Below are 19,771 nucleotides of genomic sequence, written 5' to 3'. Positions count from 1 at the left end.
TGGCCCCATGCCAGCCGCACCGCAGGAGGTCGTCGTCGACGGCCGCAGGCTGCGGTTGACCAACCTCGAGAAGGTGATGTACCCCGAGACGGGGACCACCAAAGGCGAGGTCATCGACTATCTGACGCGGATCGCTCCGGCGATGCTGCCGCACCTCGATGGTCGACCGGTCACCCGCATCCGCTGGCCCGACGGCACGGGCGAAGGCTCGTTCTTCGCGAAGCACCTCGAGGCGGGCGCGCCTTCGTGGGTCGCTCGGAGGCCCATCGAGCATTCGACCGGGGCGAAGGACTATCCGCTCGTCGACGGGGTTCCGACCCTGGTGTACCTTGCACAGGTCGCGTCGATCGAGCTGCACGTGCCGCAGTGGCGCTTCGGCGCGGACGGGGCGAGACGGAACCCCGACCGTCTCGTGCTCGACCTCGATCCGGGCCCCGGCATCGGCCTAGCCGAGTGCGCCGAGGTCGCACGGTGGGCGCGCGCGATCCTCACCGATCTGGGGATGGAGCCGCTTCCCGTAACGAGCGGCAGCAAGGGCATCCACCTCTACTCCTCGCTCGACGGCAGCCGGACCAGCGACGAGATCAGCGCCTTCGCGAAGGAACTCGCCCGGGCGCTCGAGGCCGACCATCCCGACCTCGTCGTGAGTCGGATGTCGAAGGCGGCCCGGCCCGGCAAGGTGTTCCTCGACTGGAGCCAGAACAACGGCAAGAAGACGACCATCGCGCCCTACTCGCTCCGTGGAAGCGAGCGTCCGACGGTCGCTGCTCCGCGCACGTGGGCAGAACTCGACGACCCCGGCCTGCGGCAGTTGCTCGTCAACGAGGTGCTCGATCGGGTCGCCGAGGGCGGCGACCTCCTCGCCGCACTCGCACCGACGGATGCCGGTCCTCTGCGCTCCTACATCGCGAAGCGGACGGCCGCGAAGACGCCGGAGCCGGTCCCCCACTCGCCCGCGGGCTCCGCCGTCCCCGCGGGCTCCCGGTTCGTGATCCAGGAGCACCACGCTCGGCGGCTGCACTACGACCTGCGACTCGAGCACGACGGCGTTCTCGTCAGCTGGGCGGTGCCGCGCGGCATCCCGGAGTCGCCCTCGACCAACCACCTCGCCGTCATGACCGAGCCGCATCCGATGGAATACCTCGAGTTCTCCGGCGACATTCCCGCCGGGGAATACGGTGCGGGCTCGATGTCAATCTGGGACTCGGGCACGTTCGAGCTCGAGAAATGGCGCGACGACGAGGTGATCTTCACTGCCACCGGGCGCGGCGACGGGCCGCTCGGAACCGCGAGGCTCGCCCTCATCCGCACGAGCGGCGACGGTGAGAAGTCGCAATGGCTGCTGCACCGCATGAAGGCGAAGGCCCCGGGGCCTGCCGCCACCCCGCCGTCATCCGCACCCGCACCCGCACCCGCACCGATGCTCGCGACGTCGTCGAACGCGGCGCTCGCCCGGCATGCGGCCACCCGCTGGGGTCCGTGGGTCGAATTCAAATGGGACGGCGTCCGCGCCCTCGGGATCTGGGACGGCCAACGACTGAAGCTCCGCGCGCGAAGCGGCGCCGACATCACCGCGCGGTATCCCGAACTGACCGGCGGCGACCCCGGGTTCGGCGCCGCCGCCTGCGTCGTCGACGGCGAGATCGTCGCGCTCGACGATCGGAACCGGCCGAGCTTCTCGCTGCTCCAGCACCGCATGCACCTCACGAAGGCCGGGGAGATCGACCGCGAGTCGGCCCGGATCCCCGTGCAGTTCCTGCTGTTCGACGTCCTCGAGGTCGACGGAACGGATGCCGCTCCACTCCCTCTGTCGCAACGACGAGAGCTGTTGGAGGGCGTCGCCGAGGGCACGATCGATTCCATCGTCGTACCTCCCGTCGCGAGCGACGTGGACGATGCCCTCGCGACGGCGCAGCAGCTCGGACTCGAGGGCGTCGTCGTGAAGGACCCCGCGTCCACCTACCGCCGGGGGGTGCGCAGCGAGCAGTGGCTCAAGGTCAAACTGACCCTGATGCAGGAGGTCGTGATCGGAGGCATCCGACCGGGCAAAGGCGGCCGCACCGGCGAGATCGGTTCGCTGCTCATGGGAATCCCCACCGACGGCGGGCTGCGCTACATCGGTCGCGTCGGGTCCGGTTTCAGCGAAGCGACGCTCGCACGTCTGGATGCCGAGCTCTCACCCCTCCGCACCGCCGAGAACCCTTTCGTCGACATCGGTCGTGCCGAGGCATCCGATGCGCTGTGGGTCAGGCCCGAGGTCGTCGGCGAGGTGGAGTACGCCGAGGCGACGCCGAGTGGGACCCTCCGTCATGCCCGTTGGCGAGGGCTCCGCCCAGACAAGGCTCCGACGGAAGTCCGCGCCGAGGGCTGACGACCACCGTCACCGGTTCTCGACTCAGGCGTGGGCTTCGTGCTCGACGTGCCCCGCCGGTTCGAGCTGGAACGTCGAGTGCTCCACGTCGAAGTGGCGTGCGAGGCAGGACTGCAGCTGGGACAGAAGCGCACCGGCGCGATCATCCGCGAAGTAGTCCGTCGCGACGACGACGTGCGCCGTGAAGACCGGCGCGCCGCGCGTGAGCTGCCAGACGTGGACGTCGTGCACGTCCACGACCCCCTCGGTGCCGAGGATGTGGTCGCGGATGTCGGTGACCTTCGTCCCCGCCGGTGCGCGCTCCCCCAACACGGCGAACACCTCTTTCAACAGGGTGATGGCGCGCGGCACGATCAGGGCGGCGATGACCAGCGAGGCCACGGCGTCAGCCGGCATCCATCCCGTCACCCAGATGACGCCGGCCGCGATGATCACGACCACCGACCCGAGCAGGTCGCCGAGGACCTCGAGGTAGGCGCCGCGCACGTTGATGCTCGTGCGCTGCGCGACGCTCAGGACGTAGAGCGAGACGCCGTTGGCGATGAGGCCGATGACGGCGACGACGAGCATCGGCAGGCCCTGCACCTCGGCGTCCGCGGGTCGCATCAGTCGGCCGACGGCTTCGATCGCGATCCACGCTCCGAGGGCGATGAGGATCACGGCGTTCAGCAACGCGCCGAACACCTCGGCGCGCTGGTAGCCGTAGGTCTGCCGTTCGTCCGCGGGGCGCGCCGCGACCGACGCGGCGATGAGCGCGATCACAAGTCCCGAGCTGTCGGTGAACATGTGGCCGGCGTCGGCGAGGAGGGCCAGCGACCCGGTGAGGATCGCACCGACGAGCTGGACGACGAGCACCGTCGCGGTGATCCCCAGGGAGACCGCGAGCAGACGCCGCGGGTGTCCTCCCCGGATGCCGGTGGGTGCGTGATCGTGCATACCTACGAGGTTAGGACGGCACGCCGGGGCGGGCGGCCTCATCCCGCAACTCGGGAATGAGTCCGATTCTCAGCCTCAGCGGAAGAGCCCGCGCGGCGTCACAGTGCCGTCAGCAGGGGGCCGAGCGCGTCGAACGCCCGCGCTCGGTGTGACGACGCGTTCTTCTCCGCTGGCGTGAGCTCCGCCGCGGAACGGCCCGCGGCGTCGTCCGGCAGGAACACGGGGTCGTAGCCGAAGCCGTTCTCTCCGGTCGGTGCGGTCGCGAGACGACCGGGCCAGACTCCGGTCACGACGTGCTCCTCGCCACCGGGGACGACGAGCGCGATCGTCGAGACGAACTGCGCCGTCCGGTGCGGATCGGCGATGTCGGCGAGCTGATCGAGCAGGAGCTCGTAGTTCGCGACGCCGTCCTTCTTGTGCCCCGCCCAGTACGCGGAGAACACCCCGGGGGACCCGCCCAGCACATCGACGGCGATCCCGGAGTCGTCCGCCATCGCCGGGAGGCCGGTGTGGGCGGCCGCGGCGCGCGCCTTGATCAGGGCGTTCTGCGCGAACGTCACACCGTCCTCGACGGGCTCTGGGCCGTCGTATCCGACGACCTCGAGATCGGGACGGGTCGACGCGACGATCGCTCCGAACTCCTCGACCTTGTGCGCGTTGTGCGTGGCGAGGACGATGCGGCGCGTCGTCACGCGAGCTCCTGCGCCAGCGCGGCGAGCTGCGCCTCGCGGAGGTCGCCGCAGCCGTTCACGCCGAGCTCGAGGAGGGCGTCGAGCTCGCGCTTGTCGAAGGGCGCACCCTCGGCGGTGCCCTGGACCTCGACGAACAGGCCTCGACCGGTCACGACGACGTTCATGTCGGTCTCGGCGCGGACGTCCTCGACGTAGGCGAGGTCGAGCATCGGCTCGCCGTCGATGATGCCCACCGACACTGCTGCGACGGAGTCGTGCAGGGCCTTGGCGTTCTTGCCGACGAAGCCTTTCGCGCGACCCCACTCGATCGCGTCTGCCAGGGCCACATACGCGCCCGTGATCGCGGCGGTGCGGGTGCCGCCATCGGCCTGCAGGACGTCGCAGTCGATGACGATGGTGTTTTCGCCGAGGGCCTTCGTGTCGACGACGGCCCGGAGCGCACGGCCGATGAGGCGCGAGATCTCGTGAGTGCGACCGCCGACCTTGCCCTTGATCGACTCGCGGTCGTTGCGGGAGTTGGTCGCGCGCGGGAGCATCGCGTACTCGGCGGTGACCCACCCCTTGCCCTTGCCGGTCAGCCAGCGCGGGACGCCGTTGGTGAAGGATGCCGTGCACAGCACCTTCGTGCCGCCGAAGGAGATCAGCGCAGACCCTTCGGCGTGCGCACTCCAGCCGCGCTCGATCGTGATGGGGCGGAGCTGGTCGACGGCACGGCCGTCGGCGCGGGTGGTCTCGGTCATGGGGTCCCCTTCGGTAGGTCGATGGCACCGGTCTGGACGAGACGCACGGCGCTGACGCCGCGTCCCATCAGCCGGTCGGCGAGTCGGAGGAAGTCGTCGGCGGAATCGCCGGTCGCCTCGTAGACGTGGGTCGCGGTCGCGTCGTGCCCGGCGAGCAGGTCGCGCGAGACGAGCTGGCGGTAGACGTCCTTGGCGGTCTCGGTGTCGCTCGAGACGAGCGACACATCGGGACCCATGACGTAACTGATCGCGCCCTCGAGGAACGGGTAGTGCGTGCATCCGAGCACGACGGTGTCGACGCCGGCATGGCGAAGGGGCGCGAGGTACTCCTCCGCGACCCGGAGGACATCCGGGGAGTCGGTCACCCCCGCCTCCACGAAGTCGACGAAACGCGGGCACGCCTGAGCGAACACGCTGAGGCGCTCGTTGACGCCGAGCATGTCCTGGTAGACGCCGGATCCGATCGTCCCCGCCGTCCCGATCACGCCGATGCGGCCGTTGCGCGTGGTGGAGATCGCGGTTCGGACCGCGGGACCGATGACCTCGACGACGGGCACGTCGTACCGTTCGCGGGCATCGCGAAGGAGGGCAGCGGATGCGGTGTTGCAGGCGATGACCAGCATCTTCACGCCCTGGTCGACGAGGGTGTCGAGCACCTCGAGACCGTACCGGCGGACGTCCGCGATGGGCTTCGGCCCGTAGGGCGAATGCGCCGTGTCGCCGATGTAGAGGATGGATTCCCGCGGCAGGAGCTGCGAGACGGCACGGGCGACCGTGAGCCCGCCCACTCCGGAGTCGAAGATCCCGATCGGTGCGTCCGTCACGATCGACCAGCCTAGTCTCGGTCAGGCCCTCGTCCGCGCCTGGATAGAGTGACCGCATGGGCATGTCCACAGCATTGCTGACCGACCGCTACGAGCTCACGATGCTGGATGCCGCCCTGCGCGACGGCACCGCGAGCCGGCGCTGCGTCTTCGAACTGTTCGGGAGACGCCTGCCCGGCGGCCGTCGTTTCGGCGTCGTCGCCGGCACGGGCCGGCTGCTGTCGGAGATCGCCGACTTCCGTTTCGACGATGCCGAGCTCGCCTACCTCCGCGACAACGACATCGTGAGCCCGGCCACGGTCCGCTACCTCGAGGGGTACCGGTTCGGCGGAACCATCAGCGGCTATCGCGAAGGTGAGCTGTACTTCCCCGGCTCCCCCATCCTCACGGTCGAGGGCACGTTCGCCGAAGCCGTGATCCTCGAGACCCTGGCCCTCAGCATCCTCAACCACGACTCGGCCGTCGCCACGGCCGCGGCCCGCATGAGCATCGCCGCCGGTGACCGCCCCCTCGCAGAGATGGGCTCGCGCCGCGCCGCCGAGCGCTCCGCCGTTGCGGCGGCCCGCGCCGCCTACATCGCGGGGTTCTCCGCCACGAGCAACCTCGAGGCCGGCCGCTCCTGGGGCATCCCCACCATGGGAACCGCCGCCCACGCATGGACCCTGCTGCACGACAGCGAGGAGGACGCATTCCGCAGCCAGATCGACGCGCTCGGAACCGACACCACCCTGCTCGTGGACACGTACGACATCCGCCAGGGCGTGGAGACCGCGATCCGCGTCGCCGGCACCGGGCTCGGCGGCGTCCGACTGGACTCCGGCGACCTTCCTACCGTCGCCGCCTCGGTGCGCCGGCAGCTCGACGAACTCGGTGCGACCGAGACCAAGATCACCGTGACGAGCGATCTCGACGAGTTCGCGATCGCGGCACTGGCGGCATCCCCCGTCGACGCCTACGGCGTCGGTACCTCCGTCGTCACCGGGTCGGGTACGCCGACGGCCGGCATGGTCTACAAGTTGGTCGCCCGCCAGGGTGTCGACGGCGGCTGGGTCCCGGTCGCGAAGGCCTCCACGTCGAAGGCGTCCATCGGAGGCCGGAAGGCCGCGTTCCGGCGACGGGTGGACGGTGTGGCGACGGCCGAGGTCGTCGCCGTCGCCGACGGGTTCGACGAGGTGGACCCACCTTCCGCGCACCCCGACGCCCGGCCGCTGCAGACCGTGCTCGTCGATCACGGTGACACGGATGCCGCCCACCTGGGCGCCGACGGTGTCACCGCTGCTCGGGCCCACCACCTGCGCGTGCGGGAAGAACTCCCGGTCATGGCGCTGGCGCTCAGTCGCGCCGATCCCGCCCTGCCGACCGTTTACGAGGTCAGCGAGGCGTAGATCTCCTTGCACGTCGGGCAGACCGGGAACTTCTCCGGGTCGCGACCCGGCGTCCACTTCTTGCCGCAGAGTGCTCGCACGGGCTTGCCCGTGATGGCCGACTCGAGGATCTTGTCCTTCTTGACGTAGTGCGAGAACCGCTCATGGTCGCCGGGCTCGATCGCCTCCTCGCGGATGAGCTCCTCGAGCTCACGGTCGAGTGTGGCGAGGCCGCCCTGATCCGGGCTGTCGATCGGCGTGCTCATTCCCCCGAGTGTACTGCGACGCGGCGCCGCGTGGTCGGGTCAGAGCGTCTCGGCGAATTCCATGGTGCGGCTGGTGCGACGCTCGAAGAGGGCCCCGCCGATGGCCACGCCGACGACGAGGACCGCCGCCCCGACGCCGACACCGCTCCAGAAGGACGTCCACGCCTCATCCTCGTCGCCGGCGAGGGACAGCCACCCCCACCAGACCGCCGGCGCGGAGAGCAGGATCGCACCGAGCAGGACGAGCGCCTGCGTCATCGAGCCGCCCGTGCGCTGAGGCTGCTCGAACGGTCCCTCCCCCGGTCGTGAGACCGCGTACGGGGCGGCCACCGAGGAGATGGAGCTCAGACCCAAGCCGGTGGCGAACAGGCTCACGCACACTCCGACGAGCGCCGGCAGCACGGCCCATCGCCCGTGGATCCAGATCGACCCGGTGATCGCCAACGCCAGGAGCGGGACACCCACCAGGACGATGGGGACGAGGCGTCCGAGACGGTCGGCGACGCCGCGGACTCCGGCCGAGATGTGCAGCCACACGCCCGTCGAGTCGTAGGCGAGGTCGTTGTGCACGAGCCAGCCCAGGAACAAGGCCAGGATCGGGGGTGGGATCAGGGCGACGGTCTGCAGGGGGACACCCACCACGAGGAGGGGGGTCACGATGAGGACCGAGGCGACCGGGACGACGATGACGTTCGCGAGGTAGCGAGGATCGGAGAACCAGTAGACGATGCTGCGGGCGGCGATGGCACCTCCCGGTGTGCCGGGCATGACGGCGAACCAGCCGAGTCCGCGACGTTCCCCGACCGGCACGACGCGCTCGGTCGAGGTCATGAGAGTCCGGACGAGCAGCTGCCACAACGCCGCCAGGACGAGCAGTGTGCCGACCGCGACGAGCATCGATGCGACGAGTTCGCCCCCGCTGCGGACCGCGATGGCGGATGCCGCACCGAACGGGGTGACGGCGAGCACCTGCGCCACTTCCGTCAGCTGGGACGGCAGTCCGCCGGACCACTCCAGGGAGAACGCGAAGGCGGCGACGGGGATCACGACGACACCGGCCGCCGTCACCATCAGGCCGGTGAGCTGAGGCGACCGCCGGTCGCGGAGGGCCACGGCGGACACCGCCATCGCGCACCGGGCCGCGAGCACGGAGGTTCCGACGAGCAGGAGCGCTGCCAGAACGGCGAGACCGGCCGGCGAGCCGTGGCCGGTCCACGCCGCGATCATCGCCGCCGCGACCGCGACGACGACCAGACCCGGGATGCCGAGCGGCGATGCGAGCGCGACCGACCAGGCCACCCGTCCCGGCTCTTCACCCGTGACCACGAACCGACGCGGATCGAGCGGGTCCTCGACGCCGCTGAACAGCGGAATCAGGAAGAAGCCCGCGACCAGGAGGGAGCTTCCCACCACCGTGAGCGTCGCCGCCTCGCCGTCGGGAACACGGTCGAGTCGGATGAGGGCCACGCAGACGGCCGCCACCGCGAGGGCGAGGACAGCGAAGCCCGCGAGCCGTCGCAGCAGGACCAGAGGCCGCGCGTTGAGCGCGCCGACCAGCAGCGCGAGCCTCAGTCGGAGTACGTGTGCAACCACTCCAGCCCCTCCACGTCGCTGAGGCCGCCGGAGAGCTGCATGAAGCGCTCCGCGAGGGTGTGATCCCCGCGCACCTCGTCGACGGTGCCCTGCGCCAGCACCTGACCCGAGACGATGACCGCCACCCCGTCGCAGACGCGCTCGACGAGCTCCATGCCGTGACTCGAGAGGACGACCGTGCCGCCTCGGGCGACATAGGCGGAGAGGATGTCGAGGATGACCTCGCTCGAGACCGGATCGACCGCTTCGAAGGGCTCGTCGAGCACCAGCAGACGGGGGGCGTGGATCATCGCCCCCGCGAGCATGATCTTCTTCGTCATGCCGGCGGAGTAGTCGGAGACGGGACGGGCGAGGGCGGCCGTGAGGTCGAACGCCCGGCCGAGGTCTTCCGTGCGCTCAGCGACGACGGCTCCGCGAAGACCGCGGAGGACCCCGTAGTAGTGGAGGAGCTGTCGCCCCGTGAGCCGCTCGAAGGTGCGGAGTCGATCGGGCAGGACCCCCATGAGCGCCTTGGCGCCCCGGGGGTCGCGTCGCAGATCGATCCCGCCGACCTCGATGGTCCCCCCATCGGGACGCAGGAGGCCCGCGATCATCGAAAGGGTCGTCGTCTTACCCGCACCGTTGGGCCCCACGATCCCGTAGAAGCTCCCTGCGGGGATCTCGAGGTCCACCGCATCCACCGCGCGCGTGCGGCCGAACGACTTCGAGACATTCGTCATCCGCAGGGCGGGCGTCGGCCGCGTCGTCTCTTCGGAGGCCTCGGTCTCGACCTCCGCCTCCATCTGCGGCATAACGGCGGTCGCGGGCGCTTCCGGAGCGAGCTCCTCCGCCTCCTCGACCTCGAACGCGACGGTGGGAGCGTCCGCGTCCGTCGGGCCGGGACCTTCCTGGGGGTCGACCGTCACGTCCGACGGCTCTTCGACCTCTGCGGCATCCGCAGGCACGGAGACACCAGCGACATTCGAAACCTCGATGTCCTCGGTCTCCTGGGGGACCTCGATCACCTCCGGATGCGTATCCGCGGGCGACTCGGGCTCAGGCTCGATGACGGGCTCGGGCTCGCCCTCCGGCTCGGGTTCGGGCATCGGCTCGGGCTCGGCTTCCCTCACCGGCTCGGGCTCTGCCTCGGCGACCGACTCTGTCTCGGGGATCGGGTCCGAGTCGCCGTTAGCGACATCCGTTCCCTCATCGAGGTCCTGCGGCTCCTCGTCGGGGACGATCGGCTCTTCGAAGCGTGCCGCCGCAACGGATGCCGGGATCTCGGGCTTCGGCGGAACCCCGGGAGCGTCGGCATCCACAGGCGTCCCCGGCAGCTCGGCGGCGGCCACGGCGGCGGGAACCTCGGGCGGCGGCGGGACGGCGGTGCCGGCGCCGGACACGGGCGCCTTTTTGCGGGGCGGTCGTGTCTTGGGAGGCGTCACCGGATAAACCTATCAAGCCGACATGCGCCGCTCCTGAGGGAGTGTCACGTTGCGTGAGTTATCACGAATGCGCAACGTCGGACCTGGATACGGGCCCTTTTCAGGCACCCCGGATAGCATTGACCCGGCACGAAGATGTGTCTTTCCGATGAACGGACATTGACCACATCGTCAGGAGCACCACGTGACCAAGATCGTCATTCTCGCAGCCGGCATGGGCTCGCGGCTCGGCCGCAGCCTGCCCAAGCCGCTGACGACCCTGAACGACGGCCGCAGCATCATGGGGCAGCAGCACGACAACATCCACGCTGCATTCGGACCTGCTGCCCCCATCACGACGGTCGTCGGCTACCGCGCCGAGACCATCGTCGAGGCGTTCCCGGACGTCGACTACGTCTACAACGACCGGTACGACCAGACGAACACGTCGAAGAGCCTTCTTCGCGCACTCAAGGCCACCGGCAAGTCGGGCGTGCTGTGGATGAACGGCGACGTCGTTTTCGACCCCCGCGTACTCGGGCGCGCGCTTGCCCTGGTCGAGGCCGAGCAGTCCTTCGTGACCGTCAACACCTCGAAGGTGAGCGACGAAGAGGTCAAGTACACCGTCGACGCGGAAGGCAACATCGCCGAACTGTCGAAGACGGTCGTCGGCGGGCTCGGCGAAGCCGTCGGGATCAACTACATCTCCCGTGCCGACAAGCCTGCGCTCATCGCGCAGCTCGGCAACGTCGACAACCAGGACTACTTCGAGCGTGGACTCGAGCTCGCCGTGGCCGAGAACGGCCTGAAGCTGCGCCCTCTCGACATCTCCGACCTCTACGCCGTCGAGGTGGACTTCGCCGAAGACCTCGAGCGGGCCAACTTCTACGTCTGACGCGCCGCGCGAGCGGCCGAGGGCCGCGAGCACACACATGACCGACGTTCCCCGCATCCACTCGCTCCCCGAAGACGCCGCCTGGGTGGGGGGTCTCCCGCCGGTCGGCTCGCCGGAGCACCCCTGGCTCATCCGCGTCCTCGATCGGGTGCTCGCTGTCCAGCAACCGGCGGTCGGAGCGCACCTCCACGCGATCCGGTCACGTCATCCGGAGGCGACTCCCGCCGACGTCATCCGGATACTGGAACGGCGCTACCTGGCAGCCGTGACCACCGGTGGGGCCGCTGTCGGAGCGACTGCCGTCGTCCCCGGTATCGGCACGGCGGTCACCCTGGCGCTGAGCGGAGCCGAGACCGTCGGGTTCCTCGAGACGACCGCGCTGTTCGCACAGTCCCTGGCGGAGGTGCACGGCTTCCGCGTCACCGATCCCGACCGCGCCCGCGCTCTCGTGCTCACGCTGATGGCGGGCAAGGAGGGCGTCGATCTCGTCAGCCAGTTTGCCGGCCAGGTGCAGGGCGTCGGCCCAGGACGCGACGCCTACTGGGGCAAGCTGGTGACCACCTCGCTGCCGAAGGCCATGGTCGGCCCCCTCATCGATCGGCTCAAAGCCTCCTTCATCCGACGGTTCGCCGCGCAGGGCGGTGCGTCGCTCATCGGACGGGCGCTCCCGTTCGGCGTCGGGGCGGTCGTGGGGGGCAGCGGCAACCACATCCTCGGCCGCCGCGTCGTCGTGGGCGCCCGACGCGCCTTCGGCCCGCCGCCCCTCGCCTTCCCGAGCGAACTCGCCCCCCGTCCTCGCGACGCCGTGCGCCCGCCGTCGGTCCGACGCGGTCTCCGCGGCCGACGTCGGCGTGGAGACGGCGGCGCCGGGGCCCCGGACAACGAGTAGCGTGGCCGCGTGCTCCCCCTTCTCGTCACGTTGTTGATCCTGAACGCCGCCTTCAACGTGATCGTCTGGCCGACGTTCTACCGCCGTGTCTCCCGCGATCCGCGGGCACGTGACGCGAACGGCCGTCCCACGAGGTTCCTCACCGTCCATGCGATCCTCATCGGAGCGGCGCTGCTGCTCGCGGCGGCATCCCTCGTCGCCGCCATCGTCGCGGCGACCGGCACGGGGAACTGACGACGTCCGGTCCTGCACACGGCCCCGCCCCGGCGCAAGTGGTGTGGGGCTCTGTTCGACAGTGACTACCGTTGTCGAGTGGTCACGACTCCCCCGAAGCAGCCGACAGGCCGAATCCAGAGCCTCGACGGGCTGCGCGGGGTCGCCGCGCTGGTCGTCCTTCTGCACCACTGGCTGCTGATCGCGGAACCCCTCCTCGAGGGAACCGTCAGCTGGGCGGTCATCTCCGAGTCCCCGGTGAAGCTCCTCACCGCCGGCAATGAGGCGGTCCTCGTCTTCTTCGTGCTGTCGGGTCTCGTCGTCGTCCTCCCGGTGTTCCGAGAGAACTTCTCCTGGATGGGCTTCCTCTCGGCTCGCGTCGTCCGCCTCTACGGGCCGGTGATCGCCTCGCTGGCGCTGAGTGCCCTCCTCATCTTCCTCGTCCCCCGCGATCGCTCCGCGATGCCGGCCGGATCATGGATGGCCGAGACGCACGCCGAGTCGGTATCGGTCGGTTCCTTCCTCGCGCAGGCATCGCTCGTGCCGCGCCAGTACCCGCTCAACAATCCCCTGTGGTCGTTGCACTGGGAACTGCTGTACTCGATCGTCCTGCCCCTGGCGACGGCGCTCGCCCTCCTCGTGCGGCGTCACGCGCTCGCAGCGGTGATCGTCTGCTGCGGCCTGAGCGTCGCTGGTCGCATCTTCGAGCAGAGCGAGCTGCTCTACTTCCCGGTTTTCATCGTCGGCACGATCATGGCGGCGCGGATGCCGGATCTGCTGGCGTGGGTGGAGCGTCCGCGGCCCCGATGGTTCATGCCCCTGTTCACGCTGGTGAGCGTCGCGATGCTCATCGCGAGCTGGCTGGCCCGGCCGATCGTGCCCAGCGGGACAGACCTCAGCACCGTGCTTTGGGCCTTCGCGGCTCCGGGTGCCGCGGGCATCGTCCTGGTGGCGCTCGCCTGGGGCCCGGCCATCCGACTGTTCGAGACGCGACCCATCCAATGGCTCGGGAAGATCTCGTTCAGTCTCTACCTCGTGCACGTGCCGGTGCTCGCGACCCTCGCATTCGCCTTCGGTTCGGAGGCCTGGCTGCTCGTCGGAGTGCTCGGGATCCCGATCAGCCTCCTAGTCGCCTGGGGGTTCTACGAGGGAGTCGAAGCTAGAATGCATACGTTGGCGCGACGCGTCCACCGAGCTGTCGCGGCGCGAGCGCGTCGCCGGGCGGGTGAAGTCGCGCCCTGATCTGCCGTCGACGAGAGCACAGCACACCTACATGCGTTCGCCCCTTCCGCCTGCCGTCACCCGCGCCGTCCGCTGGGCCCTCACCCGCGCGAAGCGCATCCCGACGTCCGAGCAGATCGCGTGGGCTCGCTCGCTCCCGATCCGTCGCCGCACCGTCGTCTACGAGTCGTTCGCCGGCAACGGCGCCCTCTGCAACCCCGAGGCGATCTTCCGTGCGCTCCTGGCGGACCCGGAGTTCGCCGACCTGACGCACATCTGGGCGATCAGTGACACGGATGCTGCAGCCGCCGTGCGTGCCGAGTTCGCCGGTTCGTCGAACGTCGTGGTCGTCCGCCGCGGCAGCGGCGCCTATTGGCGGGCCCTCTCGACCGCGGGCTACCTCGTCAACAACGCCACGTTCCCGCCGGCGTTCAGCAAGCGCACGGGTCAGGTCTACCTGAACACCTGGCACGGCACACCGTTGAAGCTGATGGGGTTCGACATGCCCGGCGGCGCGCGCGAGTCGGCGAACACGCTTCGCAACCTGCTGAACGCCGACTACCTGCTCGCTGCCAACCCCTTCATGGCCGAGACCATGTACGAAGACGCCTACCAGCTGCGGAACGTCTATCGCGGATCGATCATCGAGGAGGGCTACCCGCGCATCGACCGGCAATGGATGTCGGACGTTGAACGCGCACAGCGAGTCGCCGAACTGGGCTCCGCGCTCGGGACGGACCTGACCGGGAAGCGGATCGTCCTGTTCGCGCCCACCTGGCGCGGATCGTCTTTCCAGGCGCCGGACGCCGACCTCGCGCACCTCGCCGAGCAGGTCGCCGGCATGCAGCGAGAGCTGGGCGACGACACGGCCGTCCTCCTCAAGACGCACCAGGTGGTGCACCGCGCGGCGACGCGGATCCCCGCTCTGAAGCGTCTCCTCGTCCCCAACACCACGGCGACGAATGTCCTGCTCGGACTCGCGGACGCCCTCGTCACGGACTATTCGTCGATCTTCTTCGACTACCTCGCCACGGGCCGTCCCGTGGGCTTCCTCGTCCCGGACGGCGACGACTACTCGGCTGTCCGCGGCACCTACATGCCGCTCGACGAGCTGCCAGGCCCCGTCCGCACCGACCCCGTCGAGCTCGGCCGCGACCTCGCCGGACTGATGGCGGACGACGCGACGCCGCACCCCCGCTACGCGGAGTGGGCCGAGCGCTTCGTCCCCTTCGACGACGGTCGGGCGACCTCACGGGTGATCGAAATCGTCTTCCGCGGACTGACGGACGGTCGCCGCGTGCGGCCGGTCCGCCGCGACGACCGACCGCGGTTGCTGTTCTACCTCGGCGGGATGCGGCTGAACGGCATCACGACCGCCGCGGTCAACCTCCTCAACTCGCTCGACACCCAGCGGTACGACGTCACCGCTCTCATGGCCGACCCGCGCGGCGCGACGACGCAGCACAACCAGTCCCGGCTCGACTCCGGCATCCGACAGGTCTTCCGGGTCGGCGGCATGAACGGGCTCAAGGTGCGCCAGGTCCTGCGCCGCGTGGCGGACGTGAGCACCGATCCGCTCCGGGCGCACCGGCGACTCGGCCACAAGTCCCTGTGGCACGACGAGTGGACGAGGATCTTCGGGTCCGCGAAGTTCGACTGGGTCGCCGACTTCAGCGGCTACAGCCCGTTCTGGGCACACCTGCTGCTCCACTCGCCGCGGGCGACCCGTGCGATCTGGCTGCACAACGAGATGGCCGCCGACCGGGATCGGACGGTTCACGGCAAGCAGGCCTTCCGCCGCTCGCTCGGACGCGTCTTCGCGATGTACCGGGCCTACGACCAGCTCGTCTCGGTCTCCCCCGCCCTCACTGACCTCAACCGCGCCGAACTCGCGGAGTTCGCCTCCGCCGACCGGTTCGTCACGCTCCGGAACCTGCCCGACGTGGTCTCGACGGCACCGACAGCGGACAGCGGCCCGGAGAGCGAGGATGCCGGACTGGGCGAGGCCGTCGACACCGCGCTCGCCGTGCCCGGCATCCGCCGATTCGTCACCGTCGGACGCCTCTCAACGGAGAAGAACCACGCGCGGTTGATCCGGGCGTTCGCGCGCCTGGCGGACACAGCCCCCGACACGCAACTGTTCATCGTGGGCGGCGGGCCGCTCCGGAACACCCTGGAGCAGCAGGTGCGCGACGCCGACCTCACCGGACGGGTGTTCCTGACCGGGCCGTTGCGCGACCCTGTCTCGGTCATGCAGCGCTGCGACTGCTTCGTCCTCTCGAGCGATTACGAGGGGCAGCCCATGGTGCTGATCGAGGCGGCTCAGCTGGCTCTGCCGATCGTGTCGACGGCCTTCGGCTCGGCCCGGGGCGCGCTCCCGGGCGACGACATGCACATCGTCGACCGAGACGATGACGCCCTCGCCGACGGGATGCGGGCGTTCCTCGAGGGCCGTGTGACCCCCGCATCCCTCGACGTCGACGCCTATACGGCGGAGGTCCTCGCCCAGTTCGACGCGCTCGTCCCGCGGACGGCGCCGGCCCAGCCTGCCCGACGATCGCCCGGAGCACGGTGACTCTCGACGCGCCGGTGCCCGCTCCCGGTGCGGGGGTCACGTTCGTGATGCCCGTGCTCAATGAACGGGACTACCTGGAGCGGGCCGTGGAGACGGTCCTCCAGCAGGACGTCGACGGCCCGGCCGAGCTCGTCCTCGCCCTCGGACCCTCCGCCGACGGCACGACCGAGCTCGCCCATCGCCTGGCCGATGCCGACCCGCGGATCCGCCTGGTCGACAACCCCCGGGCCGACATCCCGGTGGCCTTGAACCTGGCGATCCGCAGCGCCCGGCATCCGACGATCGTCCGCGTCGATGCGCACTCCGAACTCGCGCCGGGATACACCCGCCAGGCTCTCGCGACCCTCGATCGGGTCCGTGCCGCCAACGTCGGAGGCGTCATGCGGGCGGACGGCCGGACGCCCTTCCAACGCGCCGTCGCCATCGCCTACAACTCCCCCATCGGGCTCGGCGGAGGGGCGTACCACGGCGGCGCGCCCGAAGGACCCGCAGAGTCGGCCTACCTCGGGGTGATGCGCCGCGCGGTCCTGGAGGAGGTCGGACTCTTCGACGAGACCATCCGACGCGGCGAGGACTGGGAGCTCAACCTCCGGATCCGCCACGCGGGATATCGCGTGTGGTTCGATCCGCGCCTGTCCGTCACGTACTGGCCGCGCGAGAGCTGGGCTCGCTTGGCGCGTCAGTTCGTCGCCACGGGGACGTGGCGCGGAGAGCTCGTCCGGCGCCTCGGACGGCAGAACTCGCTCCGCTTCTTCGCCCCGCCGGCTCTCGTCGTCGCCGTCGCCGCGAGCATCGTCCTCGGGATCCTGCAGGTGACGGGCCTCCTCACGGGCGTCGCGTCCGCGATCCTGTCCGTCGTCCACCTGCCACTGGCGCTCTACGTCCTCGGCATCCTCGGCTTCAGCGTGACGGCCGGCCGCAGCGTGCGGGAGCGCGCGTGGCTCGCCCTCGTGCTTCCGACGATGCACCTGTCCTGGGGCGGCGGGTTCCTCAGCGGCCTGCTCCGCGGGGCGAAGGACACCGTCGACACCTCCCGGTTGGACCGCAACACGCCGCTCCCGTGACGAGCGGATGCCGCGGCCTCAGTCGCGGGCGATCATCCCCTGATCGAGCAGACGGGCGACGACCCGCTCGGCCGCCCGGCCATCGTCACGCGCGTTGAACCGCGCGACCCACGACGCGTACCGCTCCGCGTGACCCTTCGTCGCCCCGGGATCCGCCAGCGCCGCGGTGAGCTCGTCCTGCGTCGAGGTGAGTGGGCCGGGCGCCCGCTCGATGAGATCGAAGTAGAACCCACGGAGCTTGCCCCGATAATGCGCGAGGTCGGGGACGAAGAAGTAGATCGGCTTGCCGGTCGCCGTGAAGTCGAACATGACGGACGAGTAGTCGGTGATCAGGGCGTCGGCGGCCAGCAGCAGAGCCGAGATGTCGGGATACGCCGTCACATCGATGACGCGCGACCCGCCCGTGTCGGCGCCGGGCAGGAGCGTACGGGAGTGCCCGCGCACGAGGATCACGGCACCGGCATCCGCTGCCAGCCGCTCGAGGTCGAGGTAGTCGACCATCTGCTCGCGATCGTCCCGCCAGGTCGGCGCGTACAGGAGCACCCGGTCATCGGGCTCGAGCCCCAAACCCCGGCGGACCGCGTCCCGGTCGCCTGAGGCGAGCACGTCGTTCCGCGGGTAGCCCTCCACCCACACCGGACGGCGCCAGAATCCGTACGCCTTCGACAGGATGCGGGCCGCGTACGGATTCTGTGCGAGGAGAACGTCCCAGCGCCGGCTCTCACGGATCACCGCGAGAGCGCGGCGCGGGTCGAAGCCGGGCCGATCGAGGGCCAGACGCTTGAGCGGCGTTCCGTGCCAGGTCTGCAGGATGCGCTGGCCGGGGCGGCGGACGAAGCGGCGCCGCAGCCAGTCGTTGACGACAAGGAGACGGGAGACCCCCCGGGCGTGCCACCACTCCGGCGAGCCTTCGACGACGGCGACGGCGCCCTCGGGAACCTCCACCGAGAGGTCGACGACGCTCCAGTACCTCGTGACGGCAGGCGCGACGCGGGAGATCTCCGCGTCGATCGCCCGCGGGTTGCAGCTGGCGTTGCGCCCGTAGAAGCTCTCGAAGAACACCGCGTTCTCGAGCGGTCCGCGAACGGTCGCATAGTCACGCTCGAGTGCCGCCTGGCCCGCCGGCGACGTGTCCGCGTCCCGCAGCGGCGGCGAGACGACCACCGCACCATCGGCGAGCTCCACCGCCAGCGACTCCCCCGTCGTCCGCCCGAGGTCCACGACGTCGCCCCGGCTCTGGACCCGACCGTCGACCTCGAGGCGGTACCGACCGCGGGGAAGAGCGAGGACCGGCCCGCCCCACCGAGCGACCCGAAGGGGCAGGACAGCCCGCCACCCGGCATCCGTTGTCGAGATCACGGCCGTCACCGTCGCACGGGGACCGATGGCGCGGATGTCCGAGGGAGCGGCCCCGGGTGCGTTCAGGACGAGGCCGTCGCCCGCCTGCAGGGCGGCGTGGATCATTCGTTCCCCCTCGACGGATGCGCCGACGCGAGCGCGCGCCGGATGGCACGATACACGCGCTCGGCACTTCGGCCGTCCCGGTAGGCGTGCACGCGGCGGCTCAGCTCCTCGGCGCGGGAGAGGCGCCGGGCTCGTTCGGAGTCGTCGTGCAGCACGCCGTCGAGGTGGCGCATCACCTCGGCCCAGCTCGTCGCGACGTCCTCCCCGGCGACATCGCGGTACCGGCCGTAGAAACCGCGCTCCGCGGCGTACTGCGCCTCGTCCGGGGCGAAGAAGACGACCGGCAGCGGGATCAGCGCGGTGTCGAACACGAGCGAGGAGTAGTCGGTGATGAGCGCATCGAACGCGCGGAGGACGGGGGTCACGTCGGGGAGCAGATCCGCCCCGAGGAGGCGCACCCGTCCGTCCGCGTCCGGCGGCGAGTATTCGCCCGCGCCCAGCGGGTGCGAGCGGATCACCAGCACGGCATCCTGCGCGGCCAGGGACGCTGTGATGGCGTGCCACTCCTCCGCCGTGGGGACGGCGGGGTCGGGTGCGCCGTCGCGCCACGTCGGGGCGTACAGCACGAGGCGGGAGGACCCCACGGAGCCGACGAGGGACTCGACCGTGCTCTGCGCCTCCGCTGCCGAAGGGCCCGTCGAAAGCACGTCGACGCGCGGTTCGCCCGTGACCACGATCCGGTCGTACCCGAGCCCGAACGCGGACTCGAGGCGGCCGCGGACGAGGTGCGATGCGGCAGGCAGGAGCCGGATGCGGCGCTGGGTCCGCTCGTAGGCGACCCGGAGGAGCCGCGCCAAGCCCGGGATCGGGAGGGGAGCGCGCGCGGTCACCGGGGAATCCAGACCGAGCCGCTTCAGCGGGATGCCGTGCCAGAGCTGCACGAGGAAGGATCCCGCCGTCGCGTATCGGTTGACGTCACCGGCGCCGTGCGTGACGACGACCACTCGTGCGCGCGCCGTGAGCCAGAAGCCGCGGAAGCCCTGCTTGCGGGCCGAGGGGATACCGGCACGCCGAGCCATCTCGTCGTCGCGCGCCGACCCGGTCAGCCAGACGGCTCGCTCACCCTGCTCCGCGGCGACCTGCCAGAGCGCCCACGCACCCTCGCCGACGCCGGCAGCCGACCCGAACACCCACAGGTCGGTCGACCTCGGGATGATCCGCGTCGCCACGAGGCCCAGCACATGGAGCGGGAGCCGGGCCACCTGCGCGCCGTTGCCCGACGAGAACGAGAACGACCCCATCCCGCGAGCCTATCGCGGGGTGG

The 19,771-nt window shown here is 70.4% G+C and carries 17 protein-coding genes; 8 read left to right on the top strand and 9 right to left on the bottom strand.

All coding sequences use genetic code 11. The features are described 5' to 3' along the window. Positions 1 to 7: 7 nt before the first annotated feature. A complete protein-coding gene (locus MRBLMI1x_RS10660) occupies positions 8 to 2,371 on the top strand; it encodes an ATP-dependent DNA ligase (protein ID WP_363458704.1) in 2,364 nt (787 codons plus the stop codon). Positions 2,372 to 2,395: 24 nt separating this feature from the next. Here the strand turns inward: MRBLMI1x_RS10660 and MRBLMI1x_RS10655 are convergent, their stop codons facing one another. From MRBLMI1x_RS10655 to murI, 4 genes are all read right to left on the bottom strand, one after another. After that, positions 2,396 to 3,307: a cation diffusion facilitator family transporter gene (locus MRBLMI1x_RS10655; protein ID WP_336123790.1), complete on the bottom strand. Its 912-nt coding sequence runs from the start codon at positions 3,305 to 3,307 to the stop codon at positions 2,396 to 2,398. A 98-nt stretch (positions 3,308 to 3,405) separates the two neighbouring features. Further along, positions 3,406 to 3,999 carry an RdgB/HAM1 family non-canonical purine NTP pyrophosphatase gene (rdgB, locus tag MRBLMI1x_RS10650; protein ID WP_018188220.1) on the bottom strand — a complete coding sequence of 198 codons (594 nt, stop codon included), beginning with the start codon at positions 3,997 to 3,999 and terminating at the stop codon, positions 3,406 to 3,408. Beyond that, positions 3,996 to 4,739: a ribonuclease PH gene (gene rph, locus MRBLMI1x_RS10645; RefSeq protein WP_018188221.1), complete on the bottom strand. Its 744-nt coding sequence runs from the start codon at positions 4,737 to 4,739 to the stop codon at positions 3,996 to 3,998. The genes rdgB and rph overlap by 4 nt, the downstream gene beginning before the upstream one ends. Then, a complete protein-coding gene (gene murI, locus MRBLMI1x_RS10640; protein WP_020097139.1) occupies positions 4,736 to 5,563 on the bottom strand; it encodes a glutamate racemase in 828 nt (275 codons plus the stop codon). Before murI ends, rph begins: the two co-directional genes overlap by 4 nt. A gap of 56 nt (positions 5,564 to 5,619) precedes the next feature. Between murI and MRBLMI1x_RS10635 the strand changes: the two genes are divergently transcribed. Continuing rightward, positions 5,620 to 6,948, top strand: coding sequence for a nicotinate phosphoribosyltransferase (locus MRBLMI1x_RS10635; RefSeq protein ID WP_363458701.1), 1,329 nt, complete (start codon positions 5,620 to 5,622; stop codon positions 6,946 to 6,948). On the opposite strand, the gene MRBLMI1x_RS10630 is transcribed toward MRBLMI1x_RS10635, so the two are convergent. Genes MRBLMI1x_RS10630 through MRBLMI1x_RS10620 form a run of 3 tightly spaced genes read right to left on the bottom strand, consistent with a single transcriptional unit; the run spans position 6,927 to position 10,207 of the window. Further along, a complete protein-coding gene (locus MRBLMI1x_RS10630; protein ID WP_018188224.1) occupies positions 6,927 to 7,193 on the bottom strand; it encodes a DUF3039 domain-containing protein in 267 nt (88 codons plus the stop codon). The two genes, MRBLMI1x_RS10635 and MRBLMI1x_RS10630, sit on opposite strands and share 22 nt — an antisense overlap. A 39-nt stretch (positions 7,194 to 7,232) precedes the next feature. Beyond that, on the bottom strand, positions 7,233 to 8,786 hold the full coding sequence (locus tag MRBLMI1x_RS10625; RefSeq protein ID WP_363458699.1) for a hypothetical protein: 1,554 nt from the start codon (positions 8,784 to 8,786) through the stop codon (positions 7,233 to 7,235). After that, a complete protein-coding gene (locus tag MRBLMI1x_RS10620; RefSeq protein WP_256335289.1) occupies positions 8,762 to 10,207 on the bottom strand; it encodes an ABC transporter ATP-binding protein in 1,446 nt (481 codons plus the stop codon). The genes MRBLMI1x_RS10625 and MRBLMI1x_RS10620 overlap by 25 nt, the downstream gene beginning before the upstream one ends. Before the next feature lie 184 nt (positions 10,208 to 10,391). Here MRBLMI1x_RS10620 and MRBLMI1x_RS10615 point away from each other — a divergent pair, with 184 nt between their 5' ends. From MRBLMI1x_RS10615 to MRBLMI1x_RS10590, 6 genes are all read left to right on the top strand, one after another. Then, complete coding sequence (locus tag MRBLMI1x_RS10615; protein ID WP_018188227.1) at positions 10,392 to 11,081, top strand: NTP transferase domain-containing protein; 690 nt, start codon at positions 10,392 to 10,394, stop codon at positions 11,079 to 11,081. 37 nt (positions 11,082 to 11,118) lie between these two features. Continuing rightward, entirely contained in the window at positions 11,119 to 11,970 is an 852-nt protein-coding gene (locus MRBLMI1x_RS10610; protein ID WP_018188228.1) for a hypothetical protein, read from the top strand. A gap of 9 nt (positions 11,971 to 11,979) precedes the next feature. Then, entirely contained in the window at positions 11,980 to 12,204 is a 225-nt protein-coding gene (locus tag MRBLMI1x_RS10605; RefSeq protein ID WP_018188229.1) for an SCO4848 family membrane protein, read from the top strand. 78 nt (positions 12,205 to 12,282) lie between these two features. Further along, on the top strand, positions 12,283 to 13,425 hold the full coding sequence (locus MRBLMI1x_RS10600; protein WP_018188230.1) for an acyltransferase family protein: 1,143 nt from the start codon (positions 12,283 to 12,285) through the stop codon (positions 13,423 to 13,425). Positions 13,426 to 13,456: 31 nt separating this feature from the next. Continuing rightward, on the top strand, positions 13,457 to 15,979 hold the full coding sequence (locus MRBLMI1x_RS10595) for a glycosyltransferase (RefSeq protein ID WP_363458695.1): 2,523 nt from the start codon (positions 13,457 to 13,459) through the stop codon (positions 15,977 to 15,979). Continuing rightward, entirely contained in the window at positions 15,976 to 17,043 is a 1,068-nt protein-coding gene (locus MRBLMI1x_RS10590; protein WP_363458693.1) for a glycosyltransferase family 2 protein, read from the top strand. The genes MRBLMI1x_RS10595 and MRBLMI1x_RS10590 overlap by 4 nt, the downstream gene beginning before the upstream one ends. Before the next feature lie 18 nt (positions 17,044 to 17,061). Here the strand turns inward: MRBLMI1x_RS10590 and MRBLMI1x_RS10585 are convergent, their stop codons facing one another. Together MRBLMI1x_RS10585 and MRBLMI1x_RS10580 are read right to left on the bottom strand one after the other, a co-directional pair. Further along, positions 17,062 to 18,507 carry a CDP-glycerol glycerophosphotransferase family protein gene (locus MRBLMI1x_RS10585; protein ID WP_363458691.1) on the bottom strand — a complete coding sequence of 482 codons (1,446 nt, stop codon included), beginning with the start codon at positions 18,505 to 18,507 and terminating at the stop codon, positions 17,062 to 17,064. Continuing rightward, a complete protein-coding gene (locus MRBLMI1x_RS10580; protein ID WP_020097131.1) occupies positions 18,504 to 19,748 on the bottom strand; it encodes a CDP-glycerol glycerophosphotransferase family protein in 1,245 nt (414 codons plus the stop codon). Before MRBLMI1x_RS10580 ends, MRBLMI1x_RS10585 begins: the two co-directional genes overlap by 4 nt. Positions 19,749 to 19,771 lie beyond the last annotated feature (23 nt).

Source organism: Microbacterium sp. LMI1x-1-1.1 (genome assembly GCF_040676205.1).
GTDB classification, from domain to species: Bacteria; Actinomycetota; Actinomycetes; order Actinomycetales; family Microbacteriaceae; genus Microbacterium; species Microbacterium aquilitoris.
Note: the sequence above shows the minus strand (reverse complement) of the source record. Positions and strands in the feature narration are given on the sequence as shown.